Source organism: Amycolatopsis sp. NPDC114505, assembly GCF_055633615.1.
This window is the reverse complement of the sequence record NZ_JBVKDV010000003.1, coordinates 108,290-128,082: the sequence shown is the minus strand read 5'-3', so window position 1 is coordinate 128,082 and position 19,793 is coordinate 108,290. Positions and strand designations below refer to the sequence as shown.

General features: G+C 71.1%; 15 protein-coding genes. 9 read left to right on the top strand and 6 right to left on the bottom strand.

The window, feature by feature from the left end:
* Positions 1 to 132 precede the first annotated feature (132 nt).
* Complete coding sequence (locus ACZ7OU_RS29955; RefSeq protein ID WP_470243775.1) at positions 133 to 795, top strand: nitroreductase family protein; 663 nt, start codon at positions 133 to 135, stop codon at positions 793 to 795.
* Between the two features lie 4 nt (positions 796 to 799).
* Here the strand turns inward: ACZ7OU_RS29955 and ACZ7OU_RS29950 are convergent, their stop codons facing one another.
* From ACZ7OU_RS29950 to ACZ7OU_RS29940, 3 genes are all read right to left on the bottom strand, one after another.
* Positions 800 to 2,911, bottom strand: a complete 2,112-nt coding sequence (locus ACZ7OU_RS29950) for a putative bifunctional diguanylate cyclase/phosphodiesterase (protein WP_470257772.1) — start codon at positions 2,909 to 2,911, stop codon at positions 800 to 802.
* Between the two features lie 88 nt (positions 2,912 to 2,999).
* The gene (locus ACZ7OU_RS29945) at positions 3,000 to 4,085 is read right to left on the bottom strand and encodes an alpha/beta hydrolase (RefSeq protein ID WP_470259012.1); all 1,086 of its coding nucleotides are present in this window, start codon (positions 4,083 to 4,085) and stop codon (positions 3,000 to 3,002) included.
* A gap of 78 nt (positions 4,086 to 4,163) precedes the next feature.
* Positions 4,164 to 5,492 carry a cytochrome P450 gene (locus tag ACZ7OU_RS29940; protein WP_470257771.1) on the bottom strand — a complete coding sequence of 443 codons (1,329 nt, stop codon included), beginning with the start codon at positions 5,490 to 5,492 and terminating at the stop codon, positions 4,164 to 4,166.
* Between the two features lie 118 nt (positions 5,493 to 5,610).
* On the opposite strand from ACZ7OU_RS29940, the gene ACZ7OU_RS29935 reads away from it, so the two are divergent.
* A complete protein-coding gene (locus ACZ7OU_RS29935; protein WP_470257770.1) occupies positions 5,611 to 6,426 on the top strand; it encodes an SAM-dependent methyltransferase in 816 nt (271 codons plus the stop codon).
* Here ACZ7OU_RS29935 and ACZ7OU_RS29930 read toward each other — a convergent pair whose 3' ends face one another.
* Entirely contained in the window at positions 6,427 to 9,345 is a 2,919-nt protein-coding gene (locus ACZ7OU_RS29930; RefSeq protein ID WP_470257769.1) for a glycoside hydrolase family 3 C-terminal domain-containing protein, read from the bottom strand.
* A gap of 349 nt (positions 9,346 to 9,694) precedes the next feature.
* Between ACZ7OU_RS29930 and ACZ7OU_RS29925 the strand changes: the two genes are divergently transcribed.
* The 7 genes from ACZ7OU_RS29925 to ACZ7OU_RS29895 all read left to right on the top strand — a co-directional run bounded on the left by ACZ7OU_RS29925 (position 9,695) and on the right by ACZ7OU_RS29895 (position 17,680).
* Complete coding sequence (locus ACZ7OU_RS29925; protein ID WP_470257768.1) at positions 9,695 to 10,702, top strand: LacI family DNA-binding transcriptional regulator; 1,008 nt, start codon at positions 9,695 to 9,697, stop codon at positions 10,700 to 10,702.
* A gap of 35 nt (positions 10,703 to 10,737) precedes the next feature.
* Positions 10,738 to 11,967, top strand: a complete 1,230-nt coding sequence (locus ACZ7OU_RS29920; RefSeq protein ID WP_470257767.1) for a sugar ABC transporter substrate-binding protein — start codon at positions 10,738 to 10,740, stop codon at positions 11,965 to 11,967.
* A gap of 5 nt (positions 11,968 to 11,972) precedes the next feature.
* The gene (locus ACZ7OU_RS29915) at positions 11,973 to 12,902 is read left to right on the top strand and encodes a carbohydrate ABC transporter permease (RefSeq protein WP_470259011.1); all 930 of its coding nucleotides are present in this window, start codon (positions 11,973 to 11,975) and stop codon (positions 12,900 to 12,902) included.
* Complete coding sequence (locus ACZ7OU_RS29910; RefSeq protein ID WP_470243767.1) at positions 12,899 to 13,702, top strand: carbohydrate ABC transporter permease; 804 nt, start codon at positions 12,899 to 12,901, stop codon at positions 13,700 to 13,702. Before ACZ7OU_RS29915 ends, ACZ7OU_RS29910 begins: the two co-directional genes overlap by 4 nt.
* Positions 13,703 to 13,711: 9 nt before the next feature.
* Positions 13,712 to 15,709 (top strand): glycoside hydrolase family 31 protein, encoded by a 1,998-nt coding sequence (locus tag ACZ7OU_RS29905; protein WP_470257766.1) that lies wholly within the window; start codon positions 13,712 to 13,714, stop codon positions 15,707 to 15,709.
* Between the two features lie 117 nt (positions 15,710 to 15,826).
* A complete protein-coding gene (locus ACZ7OU_RS29900; protein ID WP_470257765.1) occupies positions 15,827 to 16,732 on the top strand; it encodes an FG-GAP repeat domain-containing protein in 906 nt (301 codons plus the stop codon).
* A 93-nt stretch (positions 16,733 to 16,825) separates the two neighbouring features.
* On the top strand, positions 16,826 to 17,680 hold the full coding sequence (locus ACZ7OU_RS29895; protein WP_470257764.1) for a CE1 family esterase: 855 nt from the start codon (positions 16,826 to 16,828) through the stop codon (positions 17,678 to 17,680).
* Between the two features lie 10 nt (positions 17,681 to 17,690).
* On the opposite strand, the gene ACZ7OU_RS29890 is transcribed toward ACZ7OU_RS29895, so the two are convergent.
* Positions 17,691 to 18,725 (bottom strand): helix-turn-helix transcriptional regulator, encoded by a 1,035-nt coding sequence (locus ACZ7OU_RS29890; protein ID WP_470257763.1) that lies wholly within the window; start codon positions 18,723 to 18,725, stop codon positions 17,691 to 17,693.
* Positions 18,726 to 18,791: 66 nt separating this feature from the next.
* A complete protein-coding gene (locus tag ACZ7OU_RS29885) occupies positions 18,792 to 19,769 on the bottom strand; it encodes a pentapeptide repeat-containing protein (protein WP_470257762.1) in 978 nt (325 codons plus the stop codon).
* Positions 19,770 to 19,793: the final 24 nt, after the last annotated feature.

Genomic DNA, 19,793 nt, shown 5'->3' with positions numbered 1-19,793 from the left:
AGTTATATTGCGCCGTTCAGCGTAATAATCGAGGCAAGGTTGACCTTACTGTCCGTATATCGGACGCGGCAGTCGCGGAAATCGTACGTTCGGCCCTGCTGGCCCGGTGGTGTCCCCCGCCACAATCCGGGCATGACGTATCGCCCCGTCCCGTACCGGCCGTCCCGCGTCCCCGCCGCCGAAGCCGTCGCCGAGGCCGCCGCCCTGCGGCAGCGGATGGAAGCCCGGCGCTCGGTCCGGATGTTCTCCCCCGACCCGGTCCCCGAGCGCGCGGTCCTCGACGCGATCGCGGTGGCCTCCACCGCCCCCAGCGGCGCGCACCAGCAGCCGTGGACGTTCGTCCTCGTCACCGACCCCGCGGTGCGCCGGACGATCCGGGAAGCCGCCGAGGCGGAGGAGCGGATCTCCTACGACGGCCGCCTCGGCGACGAGTGGCTCGACGCGTTGCGGCCCTTGGGCACGGACGCCGTGAAGCCCCACCTGACCGACGCGCCGTACCTGATCGTCGTGTTCCAGCAACGGTTCGCCCTCGACGACGACGGCGGCGTGCACAAGCACTACTACGTCGACGAGTCGGTGGGCATCGCGGTCGGCATGCTGCTGACGGCGTTGCAGGTGGCCGGCCTGGCGGCTTTGACGCACACGCCGTCACCGATGCGGTTCCTGGGCGAGCTGCTGGGCCGGCCCCGCAACGAACGGGCCTTCGCGGTGATCCCGGTCGGCTACCCGGCCGACGACTGCGTGGTGCCGGACCTGCGGCGCAAGTCCCTCGACGAGGTGCTCGTGCGGATCTGAAGGCTCAGCAGGGCGGCAGAGCGACCGGCAGGGACGCGTACAGCCGGCCGCAGAGCACGTCGGCGCCGCGCTCCTGCCACCACTCCGCCTGAGCGTGGTCGTGCACGCCCGTCACGGACACCGCCGCGCCCGCCTGGTGGGCCGCGTCGACCAACGCGGCCAGGGAGCCCGCCACCAGCGGGTGGTTGCGGTGGGCCAGCACGCCGGCCGAGAGACGCACCGTACGCGTGGGCATGTCGACCAGGCACGTCACGTCGGCCGCCGCGCCGAACTCGTGGATCTCCGCGCCCACGCCGATTTCCGCCAGCACCTTGAGGTTGTCGGCCGCGTCACCGGAGTCGGCGAGCAGCGTCGCGGCCGGGAAGCCCGGCCGCAGGCGCGCGGGCGCCAGGCCGGTCGCCTCCAGCACGCCGCGGATCTCGCCGACCAGCTCCGGGTCGGTCGCCTGGTGCGCGGTCAGCTCGACGGTCAGCGGCAGCGTGCCGTCGGCCGCCGCGACGCGCTCGGCCGCCGTGCGCAGCAGCCACATGCCCAGCGGCAGCGCCAGTCCCGTCTCCGCCGCCAGCCGGACGCACGTTTCGTGCGACAGCACGCCTTCGACCGGGTGGGTCCAGCGCAGCCGCGCCTCGACGCCCTGGACCGAGCCGTCCGCCGCGGCCACCAGCGGCCGGTAGCCGACCTCGATCTCGCCGTTCTCCCAGGCACCCGCCATCGCCGCGGCGAGCCCGAAGTCGTGGCGGTCGCGGCGGTCCAGCTCGCGGTCGAACAGGCCCCACTGGGCGCCGGCCCGCTGCACGCGGCGCAGCGTCAGGTCGGACGCGCGCAGCAGCTCGGCCGGCGTGATGTCGCGCGGCGGCCGGTGGACGACACCGATGCTGGCCGACACCGCGACGCCGCGGTCGCCGTCGACGTACTCCGGCTCCGCCAGCTCGTGGGTGATGCGGCGGACGAGCGTCAGGACGCCCGGGGTGTCCTCGGTGTTCTGCACCAGCACGCCGAACTCGTCGCCGCCGAGGCGCGCGATCAGGGCCTTCTCGCCGTCGAACACCGCCTTCAGCTTCGCCGCGACGCCGCGCAGCACGCGGTCGCCGAGGTCCTGGCCGAGCCCGCCGGTGATCTGCGAGAAGCCGTCGAGGTCGAGGTGGAAGAGCGTGACGCCCCGCGACGCGTCGGCGTCGCGCAGCAGGTTCTCCAGGCGGGTGCTGAAGAACTGCCGGTTCGGCAGCGCGGTGAGCACGTCGTGCAGGGCCTGGTGGGACAGGCGCCGCTGCAGCAGCGACACCTCGGTGTCGTCGTCGACGATGGTGATCAGCTGCCGGGGCGCGCCGACGGCGTCGCGGATCACCGACGCGGCGAAGGTGGCCCACATCGGCTCGCCGTCCTTGCCGACCAGCCGGCGTCCGACGCGCAGCCGGTGCAGCCGGCCGGCCACCAGCTCCCCGTAGGCCTCCCGCAGCTGCTCGACCTCGTCCGGGTGCACCAGGTCGAACAGCGACATCGCGGCGATCTCGGCCGGCGTGCGGTTGAGCGTCTTGGCGAGCGCCGCGTTGGCGCGCAGCACCCGGCCGTCCAGCTCGGTGAGCGCGACGCCGCTGGCCGAGCCGGCGAACACCTCTTCGAACTGCGCGCGCGTGATGACCTGCTTCTGCCGCGTCTCCTGCTCGACCTTCAGCAGCGCGCGGCTCAGGCCTTCCTGGCGCTTCTGGATGTCTTCGCGCAACGTTTCGCCGTAGCCCGAGCTGAGCGCTCCGAGCACCAGCACGACCCGCTCGGCCAGGCCGTCGACGCGACGCAGCTCCGGCTCGCGCAGCAGGGCCTTGCCGAGGACCTCCAGGCTGCGGCGCAGGCTGTCCGCCCCGACACAGCGCAGTTCGACCAGGCGCGCGCCCGCGGCGGCGGCTTCGCCGAGCTCCGGCGGGTCGCTCGCGATCGCGTCGAACAGCCGGCCGATCAGCACCGCCAGCTCGCGCTCGATCTCCTCGGGCGTGTGCGGCAGGTACGCGGTCGTGCTGATCAGGTAGCCCCACTTGCGCGCCAAGGTGGCGAGCCGTCTCGCCGCACGTTCGGCGGACGGCTTCTTCCGCGGGTCGTCACCGCGGGGATGGGGAGCAGTCACCTCAGCCTGTCCTGGGGTCCAGTAAACACTCCGGTCGGGTAGCCGATATATCTTGGCGCGAAATTGCGTCCGGTGCACGAAACAGCATTCATCCAATCGAGTGATAACCCTGCGGAGTGATCGCCAGGCGATCCCGCAGCCACGACCGGGTGGCGTCGCGGTAGTCCGCCGCGTTTTCGTGCAACGCAACGGAATGACCGGCACCCGGCAGGACGTACATCGACAGTTTCGACGGGTCGGCGTAATACGGCGCCTCCTGCGCTCGCAGCACGCCGGCGTCCGAACAGTCACGCAGCGCGAGCAGGCCGCAGAAAAGAACGTCCTTTTCCCCCACCACCTGGAAAACCGGTACGGTAATTCCCTTCGTCGCCGGCAACACGATCCCGAACAGCGCGACCGTGCCCATCCCGGGCACCGAAACCTGGTCTTTCGTGGCTTCGTCGGCGGCGATCACGGCCGGGTCGGCGTCACCGGTGTCGTAGAACAGCCCGGCTCGCGCGCCCGGCCTCGTCGTGAAGTACAGCGGGTCGCTGCCGAGCCGGCCGAGCTGACCGTCGAGGAGCGCGGGCTGCAGGCCGAGCGCCGCGCCGATCGCGAGCACCGGCAGCGCGGGCAGGTGCGTGATGCCGGTGAGGACCACGCCGTCGACGTCGTGGTAGGTCGACGCCTCCACGGCGACGACCCCGGACCCGACCGAGTGCCCGACGATGACGACCTTCGCGAACCGCACACCGCCGACGTGCCCGGCGCGCAGGTGGCCGACCACCTCGTGCGTCGACTCCGCCGCCGCCCAGACCGACAGCGGCAGGCTCAGCGGACGGCTGCTCCGGCCGGCGCCGAGCTGGTCGGCGGCGAAGGTCGCGTAGCCGTGCGCGGCCATGTCGCGCTGGTAGGAGTAGCGCTCGGGCTGGTACGGCAGGTCCCAGTACGCGCTGTTGTACGTCCCGCCGTGCACCAGCAGCTGAACGGTGTCCGGCGCGTCGCCGGCGGGCAGGCACAACCTGCCGTGCATGGTCGCCGGCGCGCCCGGCACCAGCGGCGGCAGACCCGGACCGCCGACCGGCAGATCCGTGTCGGTGCACGAGATCGCGGCGGCCTCGGCGGGCATCGCGGCGGTCAGCGAAGCGAGCAGGACTCCGCAGGCGAACAAGGCTGACGTCACCTTGACGGGCAGCTTCACGCCGCACTCCCTCTGGACTCGGACAGGTGAACGAACTCGGAAACACTACACCCGGTAGCCGAACGGACACCGTCAGGTCCGCGGCACCACCGTCATCGGCAGCCGGTTCGGCTGCATGGTGGCCTTGAGCTGGGCACGGACCTTCTTGCCCGGCACCGGAACCAGCCGCCACCGCGCCCCGATCGTGGCGGCGACGATGCCGATCTCCGTCGGCGCGAACACGTGCCCCGGGCACAGCCGCGCGCCCGCGCCGAACGGGATGTACGCGCCCTTCGGCAGTTCCGCGGTCTCGCCGGGCGTCCAGCGATCCGGGTCGAAGCGACCGGGATCGGGGAACCAGCGCGGGTCCCGGTGCAGGGTGTGCTGGCTGACCGCGACCTCGGTGCCCGCCCGGATGGTGACGCCGCCGAGCTCGACGTCTTCGCGGGCGCGGCGCATGAGGATCAGCGGCGGGGTGCGGCGCACGACCTCGTTGACGATCTGCTGCGTGTAAACCAGGTCCGGCAGGTCCTCGAACCGCGCGGGCCGCCCGCCGAGGACCGCGTCGACCTCCGCGTGGAACCGCCGTTCGACCTCCGGGTGCTGCCCGAGCTCGTGGAAGAACCAGGCCAGCGCGACGGCGGTGGTCTCGGCGCCGGTGGTGAGGATCGTGATGACCTCGTCGTGCACCTGCCGGTCGGACATGCCCTCGCCGGTGTCCTCGTCGCGGGCCAGCAGCAACATCGACAGCAGGTCACCGTGGTCAGCGCCCTGTTCCCGGGCGGCGACGACGGTTTCGCCGATGACGTCCCGCAGGCGCGCGGCCGCGGCGTCGAACTTCCGGTTCGGCGGAATCGGCAGTTTCTCCACGAATTTCGGAGAAAAAGCGCGGATCAGCACGTATTTCAGCATGATCGGAATCGAATGCTGGATTTCCGCCAGTGCCTCGTCGCCGAGCGCGGTCGAGAAAAGCGTCTGGCCGGCGATCGTCAGCACGAGGTCCTGCATCCGCCGGTCGAACTGGACGACTTCGCCCGGCTGCCACGAGCTCGCCAGCTCGTCGGCCAGCTTCGTCATCGTGGTCTCGGCGTACCCCGCGATCCGCGTCCGGCCGAAGGCGGGCATCACCAGGCGGCGCTGACGGCGGTTGACCTCGCCGTTCGACGTGGCCAGGCCGTCGCCGAAGAGCGGGCGCATCTTGTCGAAGACCAGGCCCTTGTCGAACTTGTCGGCGTCGGTGGCGAGGACCTGCCAGGAGAGATCCGGGGTCGTGACCACGTGCACCGGCAACGGCCCGAGGCGGAGTTCGACGACATCTCCGTGCGACGGAAGGGAAGTGAAGAGCTTCAGCGGGTCGCGCAGGAGGGCCACCGTGTGCCCGAGCACGGGCCACCGGCCGGGAACGGGACGCGCGTCGGTCATGTCTCGTCTCCTCGCGACCCGGAAACCCTAGCGGTACGGCGAGCGCGTCGAGTGTCGGTCCACACGAACGGATGAGGGCGCTACACTCCGGCCTCGTCAAGCGAGGGTGGGAGGTCCCGTGACCGGGGAACTGAGCTGGGTACCGCCGGAGATCGACACCACGGTGCCGAACCCGGCGCGGGTGTACGACTTCTGGCTCGACGGCGACCACAACTTCGCCGCCGACCGCGCGCTCGGGGAGCAGATCCTCAAGATCATGCCGGGCGTGCGCGACGCGGCCCGCCTCAACCGCGCGTTCCTGCGCCGCGCGGCGAGGTTCATGGTCGACTCCGGCGTCCGGCAGTTCCTGGACATCGGCTCCGGCATCCCGACCGTGGGGAACCTGCACGAGATCGTCCAGCAGGCCGACCCGTCGTGCCGGGTGGTGTACGTCGACCGCGAGCCGGTGGCGGTGGCGCACAGCGAGCTGCTGCTGCAGGACAACGAGAACTGCCTCGTGCTGCAGTCGGACCTGCGCGACGTCAACGACGTGTTCGCCGGCGCCGGCAAGCTGCTCGACCTCGACCAGCCGGTCGGCGTGTTCATGTTGCTGCTGCTGCACTTCGTGCCGGACTCGTGGGAGCCGGCCGGTATCCTGGCCCGCTACCGCGACCGGCTGTCCCCGGGCAGTTTCCTGGCGGTGACGCACGTCGCGGCGGACTCCGAGGCGGGCCGGCTCGACGAAGCGGTCGAGGTGTACAGGAGCAACCAGGACCAGCAGAACCAGCCGGTCCCCCGCACGCACGACGAGGTGCTCGCCTTCTTCGACGGCTTCGAGGTGGTCGAGCCGGGCGTGGTCGGCTGCGCGATGTGGAAACCGGAGGGCGCCGGCGACATGTCCGACGACCCGGCCATCAACGCGCTGCCGTACGCCGGGGTCGGCCGGAAACCCTAGTCACCGCAGGGAGAACGTCGCCAGGTTCACCGGCCCGTCGAAGGTCAGGTACACGTCGTGGCGGCCGGTGACCTTGGCCAGCGCGGCCGTGACCGTCGTGTACGCGTACCGGTCCCCTGTGGACGGTACCGACGCCGTGCCCAGGACGCGGCCGGTCGGCGAGTCCAGCCGCACGGTGACATGCGCTGACTCCACTGTGGACACCGAAGCGGAGAACCGCGCCGGACCGTTCAACGCGACATCGCGGTACGCCAGCCAGTTCCCGGACGACGCCGCGACCGAAGTTCCGGAGGTCTTCGCCGTGTCCGTCAACGTCGTCCCGGCGTAGTCGTCGAAGTTCTGCGCCGCGGTCGGCCGGCTCAGGTCGCGCGGTGGGATCCGCTCCCCCGGCACGTACACCCGCTGTGCCGCGGAGAGGTCGGTCGCGTTGCGGCCCACCGAGAACTCGTAGACGCCGTCGGCCAGCACGGACCGGTCGACCGAGACGTTCCACGACGCCAGGTCCGCCACCGGCACGGAGAACTTCACCGTGCGTGTTTCGTGCGGTTTGAGCGTCACGCGGGTGAAGTCCCGCAATCGCTGCACGCCGGCCTTGCTCGAATACAGCTGGACGACGTCGGTTCCGGACCGTGCGCCCGTGTTGGTCACGTCCACACTCACCTGGACCGAACTGCCGGCGCGGACCGCGTGCAGCGAGCCGTACCGGAAGCTCGTGTAGCTCAGCCCGTAACCGAAGGGGTACAACGGCTTCCCGCGGTAGTACTGGTACGTGAGACCGGTCTTCGCGATGTCGTAGTCGAGGATGCTCGGCAGTCCCGCGTCGGAGGCGTACCAGGTCTGCGTGAGCCGCCCGGTCGGGTCGTGGTCGCCGAAGAGGACGTCCGCGACCGCGTGCCCGGTCTCCTGGCCCGCGTGGCTCGTCCACACGATCCCCGGCACCGAAAGCGTGTCCCAGCCGGTCGTCGGGTAGCTGTTCTCGACCACGACGACCGTGTGCGGGTTGGCCTTCTGCACGGCCTCGATCAACGCCCGCTGCGCCGGCGCCAGTTCCGTGCTCGTCCGGTCGTTCGCCTCGCGGCCGTTGATGAACGGCATGCTGCCGACCACGACGACCGCCGTGTCCGCGCCCCGCGCCGCGGCGACCGCCGAGGAGACGCCGCTCGTGAGCACCTCGCGGCCGAACTTCGTCGCGTGGGCCGCGTCGGGCGCGGAGATCGTGAGGACCCCGTCGGCGCCGACGACGGCGAAGCGGTTCGGGCCGAACCACGGCTCGGTGACCTCGTTGCCCCCGTATTCGAGCACGTAGCTGCCGTCGGGCTGCGGGTCGAGCTTGAGCTGCTGCTGCACGAACCAGCCCGACGGCTGGTCGGCGTCGTTCACCAGCGCGCCGCCGGCATAGCCCAGGTACTTGCCGTTCGCCGCCGCGCGCAGGGTGTTCTTGCCCGCACCCCAGTCGAAGACGTCGAAGGACTCCGCGGTGCCCGCGACGGTCCCGCCCGCGGTCACCTTGCCGGGCGACGCGGGCGCGGTCAGGTAGCGACCGGTGGTGAGGTCCTTCAGCGCGATCCGGTCGACGCCTTCGGACGACGCCACCGAGGTCCCGAGCCGCTCCTCGATGCCCTGCTTCGGCGTGACGCGGTACGGCATCGAACCGCTGTACCAGTCTTCGTAGAGGGTGTCCGACAGCGGGCCGACGACCGCGACCTTCTTCTTGCCCGCGTCCAGCGGCAGCGCGTTCGAGTTGTTGCGCAGCAGGACGACCTGCTCGTCAGCGACCTTCCGGGCGAGGGCGCGGTGCTCGGGCGAGTCGATGACGGCCGGGGTGATCTTCGCGTACGGGTTGCGGCCCGGCGGGTCGAACTCGCCGAGCCGGAAGCGCAGCGACAGCAGGTGCCGGTCGGCCTTCTCGACGTCGGCCATGGTCAGCAAGCCGCGCGCCAGCGCCTCTTTGACGGCCTCGACGGTGATCGAGCCGTTGGTGTCGTTGTCGGTGAAGCTGTCGAGCCCGGCCTTGATCGCCGCCGCGTCCCCTTCGGCCTTGGTGGCGTAGTACTTCTCCGAGTTGACCAGGTTGGACGGTGCGCCGGCGTCGCTGACGACGACGATGTCCTGCGGCGCCCACTTGCGGAGCAGGCCGCCGAGGTCGGGGCTCACGGTGTTCGGCCGCCCGTTGACCAGGTTGTACGACGGCATGACGCCGTTCGCCGCGCCGGCCTGCAGCGGGATCTTGAAAGCCTGTTCGTCGTAGTCGTGCAGGATCTTCGGCGGCACGGAGGAGTTGCTCGTGTCGCGGCTGACCTCGTTGTTGTAGGCGAGGTAGTGCTTCAACGTCGGCGCGGCCTGCAGGTACCTCGGGTCGTCGCCCTGGATGCCGCGGCCGTATGCCGTCGCGAGCGCCCCGGTGAGGTACGGGTCTTCGGAGTAGCCCTCCTCGTTGCGGCCCCACCGCGGGTCGCGCAGCAGGTTGACCACCGGCGCCCAGAGGTTGAGGCCCCACAGCGTCGGGTTGCGGACGTTGAAGCCGCGCGCCTCCTGCCCGACGGCCGTACCGACCTGCTTCACCAGCGCCGGGTCCCACGTCGAAGCCAAGCCGATGGCCTGCGGGAACACCGTGCCGTCGGCCTTCACCACCGCACCGTTGTCGTCGTAGTCCGTCGACCAGGCGACGCCGTGGAGCGCCTCGGTGCCCGTCTTGAACACGCCGATGCCCAGCCGCGGGATGGCCGGCTCGTACTGGTGCAGCAGCGAGATCTTCTCGTCGGCCGTCAGCCGGGACAGCAGGTCGTCGATCCGCGTCGCGAGCGGCAGGGCCGGGTCGCGGAACGGCGGCGGGGGTGCCGCGAGCGCCGGCGCGGGTGCCAGCAGCAGGGTGGCGGCCACCAGCGGGACGAGGGCACGGCGGAGCGGGGACTGGCGCACGGACGGCCTCCCGGAATCGTCGAATCGTTTCGACAGTGCGACGCGGAACCATTCGCGTCGAAGGTGAGGATGGTGACGACTATTACAGTCGTGTGAGCATCGGGTCAAGACTTTCTGGGAGCGCACCCAGGAAGTCCGGCCGGCTTCGGAAACTGCCGCTTGAGCTGCGGAAAGATCTCCCATCAGGTGCGTTCGACAGTTTCGACGCGAGCGATGATCGTCGAATGCGAATCGAATATCTTCCGATGGCGAATCCTGCTTGTGTTTCGGCCGGGTGTCCCCTACCTTCGTGCCATTGTCGATGCGCTTCGACAGAGTTCAGCCCCGTCACGTCCCCAGGAGGCCGCCCGTGGTCACGATCAACGACGTCGCCACGGCGGCGGGCGTGGCACCCAGCACGGTGTCGTACGTGATCAGCGGCAAGCGCTCGATCTCGCCGAAGACCCGGCGGCTGGTCGAGGAGAGTATCCGCAAGCTCGGTTACCACCCGCACGCCGGGGCCCGTGCGCTCGCCAGCAGCAAGACGAACGTGCTCGCCCTGGTCGTCCCGCTGCGCACGGACCTCAACGTCGCCGTCGTGATGGAGTTCGTCGCCTCGGCGGTCACCGCGGCCCGCGCGCACGACCACGACCTCCTGCTGCTCACCAAGGACGAAGGCCCCGCCGCGCTGCAGCGGGTGGCGTCGTCGGCGATCGCCGACGCGCTGATGGTGATGGACATCGAAGCCGCGGACCCGCGGGTGCCGATGCTCATCGCGCTCGACCTGCCGGTGGTGCTCATCGGCGTGCCCGACCACCCGGCCGGGCTGAGCTGCGTCGACCTGGACTTCACCGCCGCCGGCTCGGCGTGCGTCGCGCACCTGGCCGACCTCGGCCACCGCTCGGTCGCGCTGATCGGCCCCTCCCCCGCCGTGTACCGGCGCGGCACGAGCTACGCGACGCGGTTCCTGCGCGGGTTCGACGAAGCCGCGAAGAACCGGGAAATCCGGGCGACCAACCGGCCGTGCGCCCACTCCTACGAAGCGGTGAGCGCCTGCCTCGACGACCTGCTCGCCGCCGACCCGGACCTGACCGGCCTGGTCGTGCACAACGAGGCCGTGCTGCCCGGCCTGCTCTCGGACCTGCGCCACCGCGGCCTGCGGGTGCCCGAGGACATCTCCGTCGTCGCGGTCTGCCCGGACACCATGGCCGCGCAGCACCCGGTCGCGCTGACCACGGTCGCCATCCCGGCCGAGGAGGTCGGGGCCCAGGCCGTCGAGATGACCATGCGCCGGCTCGCCGGCCACACCACCCCGGAGGTCCGGCTCCTCGGGCCTCGCCTCACCCGGCGCGACAGCACCGCCGCGCCCCGCGCCTAGCCCCGGTTCTGCTCCAGCGTCGAAGGAGGATCACCATGTCCCTACCCCGTCGCGCCCTGATCCTGGCCGCGAGCGCCGCCTTGCTGGCCGCCTGCAGCCCCAGCCCCGCTCCCCCGTCCACCGGCTCGGGTGCCGCGCCCGCTTCGTCCATCACCGAACTCGACTACTACGCCGACGAGCAGGGTTCCGCGGCGTGGCAGAAGATCCTCGACGCCTGCGCGTCGCAGACCGGGATCAAGATCCAGCGCCAGACCGTGCCGACCGCGCAGATGCTGCCCAAGGTCCTGCAGGGCGCCAGCTCCAAGACGCTGCCGGACCTGCTCTTCACCGACAACCCGACGTTGCAGCAGGTCGCCGCGACCGGCGCGCTCACCCCGCTGGACGGCTACGGCATCACCACCGACGGCTACTACCCGAGCATCGTCAAGGCCGGGACCTACCAGGACAAGGTGTACGGCGTCGCCCCCGGCGTCAACGGCCTCGCGCTCATCTACAACAAGGACCTCCTGACCGCGGCGGGCGTGGAACCGCCGAAAACCTGGGACGAGCTGAAGGCCGCCGCGGCGAAGCTCACCAAGGACGGCAAGTACGGCCTCGCCTTCTCCGCCATCCCGTCCGAAGAGGGCACCTGGCAGTTCCTCCCGTTCTTCTGGAGCAACGGCGCCGAACTGTCCCAGCTGGACTCCGCGCAGTCCGTGAAAGCGCTTCAATTCGTCACGGACCTCGTGAACTCCGGCTCGGCGTCGAAGTCCGTGGTGACGTGGAACCAGAACGACGTCGCCGACCAGTTCGTCGCGGGCAACGCGGCGATGATGGTCAACGGGTCCTGGAACCTGGCCCGGCTCGACGAGCAGAAGTCCCTGCACTACGGCGTCGTGCCGATCCCGGTGCCGCAGGCGGGCGCGAAGCCGGTGGTCGCGCTCGGCGGCGAGGTCGGCACCGTGCCGGTCACCAGCGGCCCCGCCCAGCAGGCGGCCGGCAAGGTGCTCTCCTGCATCCTCTCCGAGCCGACGATGCTCGAGTGGAGCAAAGCCCACGCCTACATCCCGTCGAAGACGGCCGCCGCGACCAAGTTCGGCGCGGAGCAGCCCGCCATGCAGGCGTTCGTCGACGAAGTCGGCACCGCCCGCTCCCGCACCGCCGAGCTCGGCGAGAAGTACCCGAAGGTCTCGCAAGCACTGGCCGACGCGCTGCAGGCGGCCCTGACCGGGAAGCAGCCGGCCGACCAGGCCCTGAAGGCCGCGCAACAGGCGAGCGGTTCGTGACCCTGGTGGCTCCGGCCGTCGCGGCACCTCCCCGCGCCGGCCGGAAACCCCGGCGGGACAACCGGTCCGCCGCGTGGTTGTTCCTGCTGCCGGCCTTGGTCTACATCGGGGTGTTCTTCGGCTACCCGCTCGCCGCGAACGTCGTGATGAGCACGCAGAACTACACGGTGAAGTCGTTCTACACCGGCGAAGCGCCCTTCGTCGGCTTCGCCAACTACGCCGCCGTGTTCGACAACCCGCTCTTCTCGACGGCGGTCCTCAACACCGTCCTGTTCACCGCCGGGTCGCTCGTCTTCCAGTTCGGCATCGGCCTCGCGCTCGCGGTCTTCTTCAGCGGCCGGTTCCTCGGCAGCCAGCTGCTGCGGTCGCTGCTCCTGCTGCCCTGGCTGCTGCCGCTGGTGGTCAGCGGCGCGGTCTGGCGGTGGATGTTCGACCAGGACCACGGCGTGCTGAACGCGGCCCTGCGGCTGCTGGGCTTCGACGCGGTGCCGTGGCTGAGCAGCACGAGCTGGGCACTGCCGGCGGTGATCCTCACCAACATCTGGATCGGCATCCCGTTCAACCTGGTGATCCTGCACGGCGGGCTGCGCGCTATCCCCGCGTCGCTCTACGAAGCCGCGTCGCTGGACGGCGCGGGCGCGTGGCAGCGGTTCCGGCACGTCACCTGGCCGTTGCTGCGGCCGGTCACCGGCATCGTCCTCATGCTCGGGCTGGTCTACACGATCAAGGTGTTCGACGTGATCATGGTCGTCACCGGCGGCGGCCCGGCCAACGCGACGCAGACGCTCACGACGTGGTCCTACCGGCTGAGCTTCGGGGACTTCGCGTTCGGGCAAGGCGCCGCCGTCGGCAACGTCCTCATCCTCGTGGCGACCGCGTTCGGGCTGCTGTACCTGCGCTCGGCGAAGGCGACCCTGGCCGAGGCGGCGGCGTGAAAGCCCGGACGGTGGCCGGAGTCCTGATCGTCGCGGTCCTGCTGTTCCCGCTGTACTGGATGGTCAACGCGTCCCTGCAGCCCAGCGGCGCGCTGCTGGCCCCGGAGCCGGCGTTCTTCCCCGTCGGCGGCACCCTGGAGGGGTATCGCAAGGCGGTCTCGTCCCAAGGGCCGCACCTGCTCTCCAGCGTCGTCATCGCGCTCGGCACCGTGCTCGTGTCGCTGGTGATCGCCGCGCCCGCGTCGTACGCGCTGGCCCAGCTGAAGGTCCGCGGTGGGCCGGTGCTGGTGTTCGTGCTGCTCATCGTGCAGATGATCCCGGGCATCGTGATGGCCAACGCGCTCTACACCGTGTTCAGCAACCTCGGCCTGATCGACAACTACCTAGGGCTCGTCCTGGCGGACTCGACCGCGACCATCCCTTTCGCGGTGCTCCTGCTGCGGGCGTTCATGATCTCGGTGCCGAGGGAGCTCACCGAAGCGTCGCGAGTGGACGGTGCCGGGTACTGGCGGACGTTCCGCTCGATCATCCTCCCGGTCAGCCGCAACGCCCTGGTCACCGCCGGGCTGTTCTCGTTCCTGTTCGCCTGGGCGGACTTCCTGTTCGCCGTCACCCTCACCACCGGGCAGTCTTTCGAGCCCATCACGGTCGGCATCTACCGGTTCGTCGGCAACCAGTCCGCCGACTGGAACGGGATCATGGCCACCGCCGTCCTCGCCGCGGTCCCCGCGGCCGTCCTGCTCGTCGTCGCCCAGCGGTACGTCGTCGCCGGGCTGACCAGCGGCGCCGTCAAAGACTAAGGAGACCGCGTGATCACTTCGGAAGACGGCCGCTCGCTCGAAGTCACCGTGCGGCACGAGGTCCTGCGCGTCGAACCGTGGGGTGACGGCAGCGTGCGCGTGCGCGCCGGCCGGCACCGCATCCTCGACGACGTCCCGGGAGCGCTGCTGCCCGCGAAGCCGTCGGCCGCCACCGCCTCGGCCGACGAGCGGATCGGCAAGCTCGTCAACGGCCCGCTCACCGCGATCGTCGAGATCGCCGACACCGACACCGGGATCGACGCGCAGCTGAAGTTCGTCCGGACCGGCACCGGCGAGGAACTGCTGTCCGAGCAGCGCGCGCACTTCTGGTGGCCCGGCGCACGGCTGTTCATGCCCTCGCGCAACGGGTACGGCCGCCTCGAGCAGCGGTTCACCGCCTATGACCACGAGCGGATCTACGGTCTCGGCCAGCACACGCACGGCCGGCTCGACCAGAAGGGCCTCGTGCTCGACCTGGTGCAGCGCAACGCCGAGGTGACGGTGCCGTTCCTGCTGTCCAGCCGCGGCTACGGGTTCCTCTGGAACAACCCCGCGGTCGGCCGGGTGGAGCTCGCCGCCAACGGCACCCGCTGGGTCGCCGACGACGCCCGCCAGCTCGACTACTGGGTCACCACCGGCGACGGCCCACGCGAGATCCTCGGCCACTACGCCGACGCGACCGGCTACGCGCCGATGCTGCCGGAGTGGGCGGCCGGGTTCTGGCAGTCGAAGCTGCGCTACCGCACCCAGGACGAGCTCCTGTCCGTGGCGCGCGAATACCACGCACGCGGGTTGCCGCTGTCGGTGATCGTGGCGGACTTCTTCCACTGGACGCACCTGGGCGACTGGAAGTTCGACCTCGCCGAGTGGCCCGACCCGGCCGGGCTGGTACGCGAGCTCGACGAGCTGGGCGTCAAGCTGATGGTGTCGGTGTGGCCGTCGGTGAGCCCGCTGTCCTCGAACTACCGCGAGCTGCACGAGAAGGGGCTGCTCGTCGCCGCCGAGAGCGGGGTCCCGGCGCACGCGCCGTGGAAGGACAAGGGGTTCGGCACCGAGATGCCGGTCGCGTTCTACGACGCGACCAACCCGGCGGCGCGGCGGTTCGTCTGGTCGAAGGTCAAGGAGAACTACTACGACCTCGGCGTGCGCGCGTGGTGGCTGGACGGCGACGAGCCGGAGATCCAGCCCGGCCACCCGCACAACCTCGGCTTCCACGCGGGCCCGGGCGCGGAGGTGTTCAACCTCTACCCGCAGGCGAACGCGCAGACGTTCCACGACGGCATCCGCGCCGAGGGCGACGATGAGGTGGTACTGCTGTCCCGCTCGGCGTGGGCGGGCAGCCAGCGGTTCGGCGCGGCGCTGTGGTCGGGTGACGTCCCGGCGACGTGGGCGTCGCTGCGGGTGCAGGTCCGCGCGGGGCTGAACGTGGCGCTGGCCGGGATCCCCTGGTGGACGACGGACATCGGCGGCTTCCACGGCGGCGACCCGGCGTCGCCCTCCTACCGGGAACTGATGGTCCGGTGGTTCCAGTACGGCGTGTTCTGCCCGCTGTTCCGCCTGCACGGCTTCCGCGACCCGCGGCCACCGTTCGGCCCGGAGATGACCGGCGGGCCCAACGAAGCCTGGTCCTACGGCGCTCCCGCGTACGCGGCGATCACCGAGTCCCTGCGGCTGCGGGAGCGGCTGCGGCCGTACCTGATGGCCCAGATGCGGGTCGCGCACGAACACGGCGTCCCCCCGATGCGGCCGCTGTTCGTCGACTTCCCCGCGGACGCGCCGGCGTGGGACGTCGACGACCAGTTCCTGCTCGGGCCGGACATCCTGGTCGCGCCGGTGCTGTCGCCGGGCGTCGTTTCCCGGCAGGTGTACCTTCCGGCGGGTGCGGTGTGGACGGACGCGGTGACCGGCGCCCGGCGCGAGGGCGGGGTCACGGTCGCGGCGGCGGCGCCGGCGGACCGGATCCCGGTGTTCCTGCGCGATGGGGCAGACGTGCCGATCCGCGGCTGACTCCGGCTTACCGGCGGCACCTCGTCCTGTCAACCCTCAACGCTGGGGGTTCCCGCGCTCCCCCGCGCCGGCGGACCCTTCGGTGGTCGACATCGTTGACCATGAGGGGGAGAAACCATGCTGGGAAAGAAGATCGCGGCCGTGCTCGGGGTGACCGCGGCGGCGCTCGCGTTCACCGTCGCGCCGGCCCAGGCCGTGGCGGGCAACGCGGATCTGCTGTGGCACAACCCGAGGACCGGTGACGTCGGTGCCTGGCTCACCGACGGGCACGGCACGGTGGTCGGCGAAAACCGGCTGTCGTGGAAATGCGGGCCCGAGTGCGCGAACCAGTGGCGGGTGGTCGGCGCGGGTGACTTCAACAACGACTTCACCTCGGACGTGCTGTGGCACAACGCCACGACGGGTGAGCTGTCGGCCTGGATCCTGGACGGCAAGGGCACCGTCACGGAGGCGCTGACCCTCGACTGGAAGTGCGGTCCGGACTGCGCCAACCAGTGGAAGGCCGTCGCCATCGGGGACTTCAACGCCGACAACAAGTCGGACATCGTCTGGCACAACGCCACCACCGGCCAGGTGAGCACGTGGCTGCTCGACGGCAAGGGGCGCGTCACCGGCAACCCCGACCTCAGCTGGAAGTGCGGGCCCACCTGCGCGAACCAGTGGAAGGTCGTCGGGGCCGGCGACTTCGACGAGGACGGCCTCGACGACCTGTTGTGGCACAACGCCACCACCGGCGAAGTGGCCGCCTGGCTGCTGAACGGCAAGCAGACGGTGACCGGCGACCTGAAGCTGTCCTGGAAGTGCGGGCCCGACTGCGCGAACCAGTGGAAGATCGTCGGGGTGAACGACTTCAACAACGACTTCAAGAACGACGTGGTCTGGCACAACGCCACCACGGGTGAAGTCGCGACCTGGACGCTGGACGGCCGCGGCGGCGTGACCGGAGACCCGCGCCTGTCCTGGAAGTGCGGCCCCGGCTGCGCGAACGACTGGAAGGCCGTCGCCACCGGCAACTTCGGCTGATCCCACCCCAGGGTCGTGAGTGAGAAACAGCGTTAGAACACTGTTTCTCACTCACGACCGACCGCGGCAGACCGTCGAAGAGGAGTTCGAACCATGGTGCCCACATCCACCCGCGTCCGCAGGCGGCTCGTCGCCGGGGTTCTCGCCGTCCTGATGGGCGTGGGCTTCCTCGGCGCCGGACCGTCCGCCGCTGCCACGGCCAGCGGCTCGGCCTGCACCCTGTCACCCACATCGGGGACCGTCGCCCGCGAGGCGGCGGGCCGGGCCTACCACGTGAACGTGCCGCCAGGCCTGTCCGGAGCTTCGGTGCCGTTGCTGCTCAGCCTGCACGGCGCGCTCCAGCCGTATGCCCTGCACGAAAGGGAAACCCGGTGGTCGTCGATCGCGGCCGATCGGCACTTCGTCGTCGCCTATCCGTCCGCGGCGGCCGGGCTGGTGTGGGACGCCGCCCGGAACTCCGAGGACGTCGCCTACCTTCGCGCGGTGGTCGAGGACGTCTCTCGGACCTGGTGCGTCGATCCCCGCCGGGTCCACGTCGAGGGTTTCTCCAGCGGCGCCAACATGTCCGCGCGGCTCGCGTGCGACGCGTCCGACGTCTTCGCCTCGGTCGCCGCCTACGCGGGGGTGTCGCCCTCGTTCACCGGCAGTCCCTGCGAACCGGGCCGCCCGATCTCGGTGGGCCTGTTCCACAGCGACGGCGACCTGATCAGCCTTCCGCCGCTGGCCGTCGCGCACCGCGACGACTGGGTGCGGCGCGACGGCTGCCCGGCGACCCCGGTCACGGAACCCGGGGTGCCGGTGGAAGCCGCCGCGTACGGCCCGTGCCGAGGGGGCGTCGAGGTGGTCTGGCGGGTCTACCGCGGCACCCACTTCTGGCCCGGGGGCGACGACCGGACCGACATCACCGATCGCATGTGGACCTTCTTCCGGCGCAACCCGCACCCGTGACGCCGGGGTGTCACCGGGACAGCACGGCCACCATCTCCTCGCGGCTGCTGATGCCGGCCTTCCGGTAGACGGCTTTGAGGTGCTCGTTCACGGTGTGCACCGACACGTCGAGCCGCCGCGCGATCTGCTTGGCGGGGATGCCGTCGCGCAGGTGGCCGATGACGGTGCGCTCGCGTCCGGTGATGTCGTACCACGACGACAGCGCGGGCAGCAGCTCCACGCCGGCCGCCTGGACGATCACCGCGACGTCGCCCCGGCCGCCGGGGTCGAGGGGCTGGCCGTGGACGCTGACCCAGCGCCCGGCGTAGGCCGAGGGCAGGCAGGCCACCGGGCGCGGGGTCGCCGGATCGCGCGCGAACCGCCGGCTGGCCATCGCCACCTCGCACGAGAGGGCCGTCGCCGCCCACCCGGGATCGGCCAGCGACCCCGGCAGGCGGATCTCCCGCAGCCACGCGTGCCCCTCCGGCGTGATCCCGCGGACCGCGTGGTCGGCGCCCACCAGGATGACGCCCGGGGGCAGGTCCCGGTCGGGCGGCCGCAAGGCGGGTGCCTTGATGTAGCTGCGCGACGCCGCCACGAGCGGGGCGACGAGCCGGGCGACGCGGCCGACGTCGTCCTGCTCGAAGGGCCTGCCGCCGTGCTCCCGGAACAGCGCGAGCGTCCCCCACACCCCGCGCGGGCCCCGCAGGAGCAGCCGCAGCTCGCTGCCGAACCCGTTGTCCACCAGGATCTTGTGCGCGAGCCGGTCGCGGGCGTTCACCACCTGCCCAAGCACGCCCCGGCGCACCAGCTCGGCGGGGTGGGCCGCCTCCTGGCCGGTGTAGAAGGTGATCAGCTGCGTCCAGTCGACCTTCGGGGTGTGCCGGTGCCAGAAGCCGAACGAGGGCATGTCCGAGACCGGGTTCCGCCAGCACACGTGGAGGGAGTCGTGCGCGACCAGTGCGGCGACGGCACGGGAGACGACCTCGCCCATCTCGTCGGCGGTGAGGCCCTCCCCGGCCACCGAACAGAGGTCGCGCTCCCGCCGGTCCGCGTCTGCAGTCACGACGTCGAGTGTCCGGATCTTCCGAATCCGCGGGAAACGAATATCGGCGATTCCCCGGTCACCGGCTCAAGATTCACCCTTTCGTGCACCGGGAGTTCCGGTGTCGCGCAGTTCGGCCCACCGTCCCGGCCGGTGCGGCGCGGGCTCGCCCGGGCGGACGCCGTCCGGCCAGGCGCGCACTCCGTGCACGTCGGTGCGGACCCGGGCCCGGGGGAACCGGAACCGCTCCGCCGTCGCGCCCGCGAAGTCGGCGTGCCCGCCGAACCGGGCGCCGCCGAAGAAGGCGTCGGTCGCGAACCGCGCGTCGCGGAACGTGGTGCGGCCCGCGAAACCGGCTCCCGCGAACGAGACGTCGTCGGCGAACACGGCCTCCGAGAAGTCCGTGCGCGCTGAAAACCGGGCTTCGTCGAACCACATCGCGCGGCCCGCGGTCGCCCGCGCGAAGTCCGCGCTCCCGGTGAAGGTCGCGTTCTCGAAGTCCGCGCCGACCCCGAACCGCGCTCCCCCGAACCAGGCGTGGCGGGCGAAACACGCCTCCTCGAAGCACGCCAGGCCGGTGAAGACGACCCCTTCGAAGTGGGCGTCGCCGACGAAGCGCACGCTGCGGAACACGACGTCGAGGACCTCGCAGCCCCGCAGGTCCACGTCGTGGAGCACGAGGCTTTCGGTGCGCAGGTACATCCCGGGCCAGAAGCGCGGCAAGTCCCGCCGCAGGTGCGGGAGCAGGAGCCGCCAGAGCTCCGCCTGCCACGCCCGCGGGTCGTGCCACCGGTAGTGGAGCTGGGCGGTGATCTCGTCGACGCAGTCCTGGCGCCGCGCGGGATCGGCGTCGGCCAGCTCGGCGAGGTGGGCCAGCGCGGCCAGCCGGGCGGCGTGGTCGTCGGCCAGCAGCCGCGCGGTGACCTCGGGCTCCATCGGCTCCGGAGGCGCCGACGGCGTGAGCACCTGGACCGGCGGGTTCCGGCGGAGGATCAGCCACGCCGTGACCGCGCCGGACACGGCACCGATCACCGCCAGGACGACGAACGGCGTGAGCGTGGACATGCCGGGATTGTCCCGTCTAGCCCC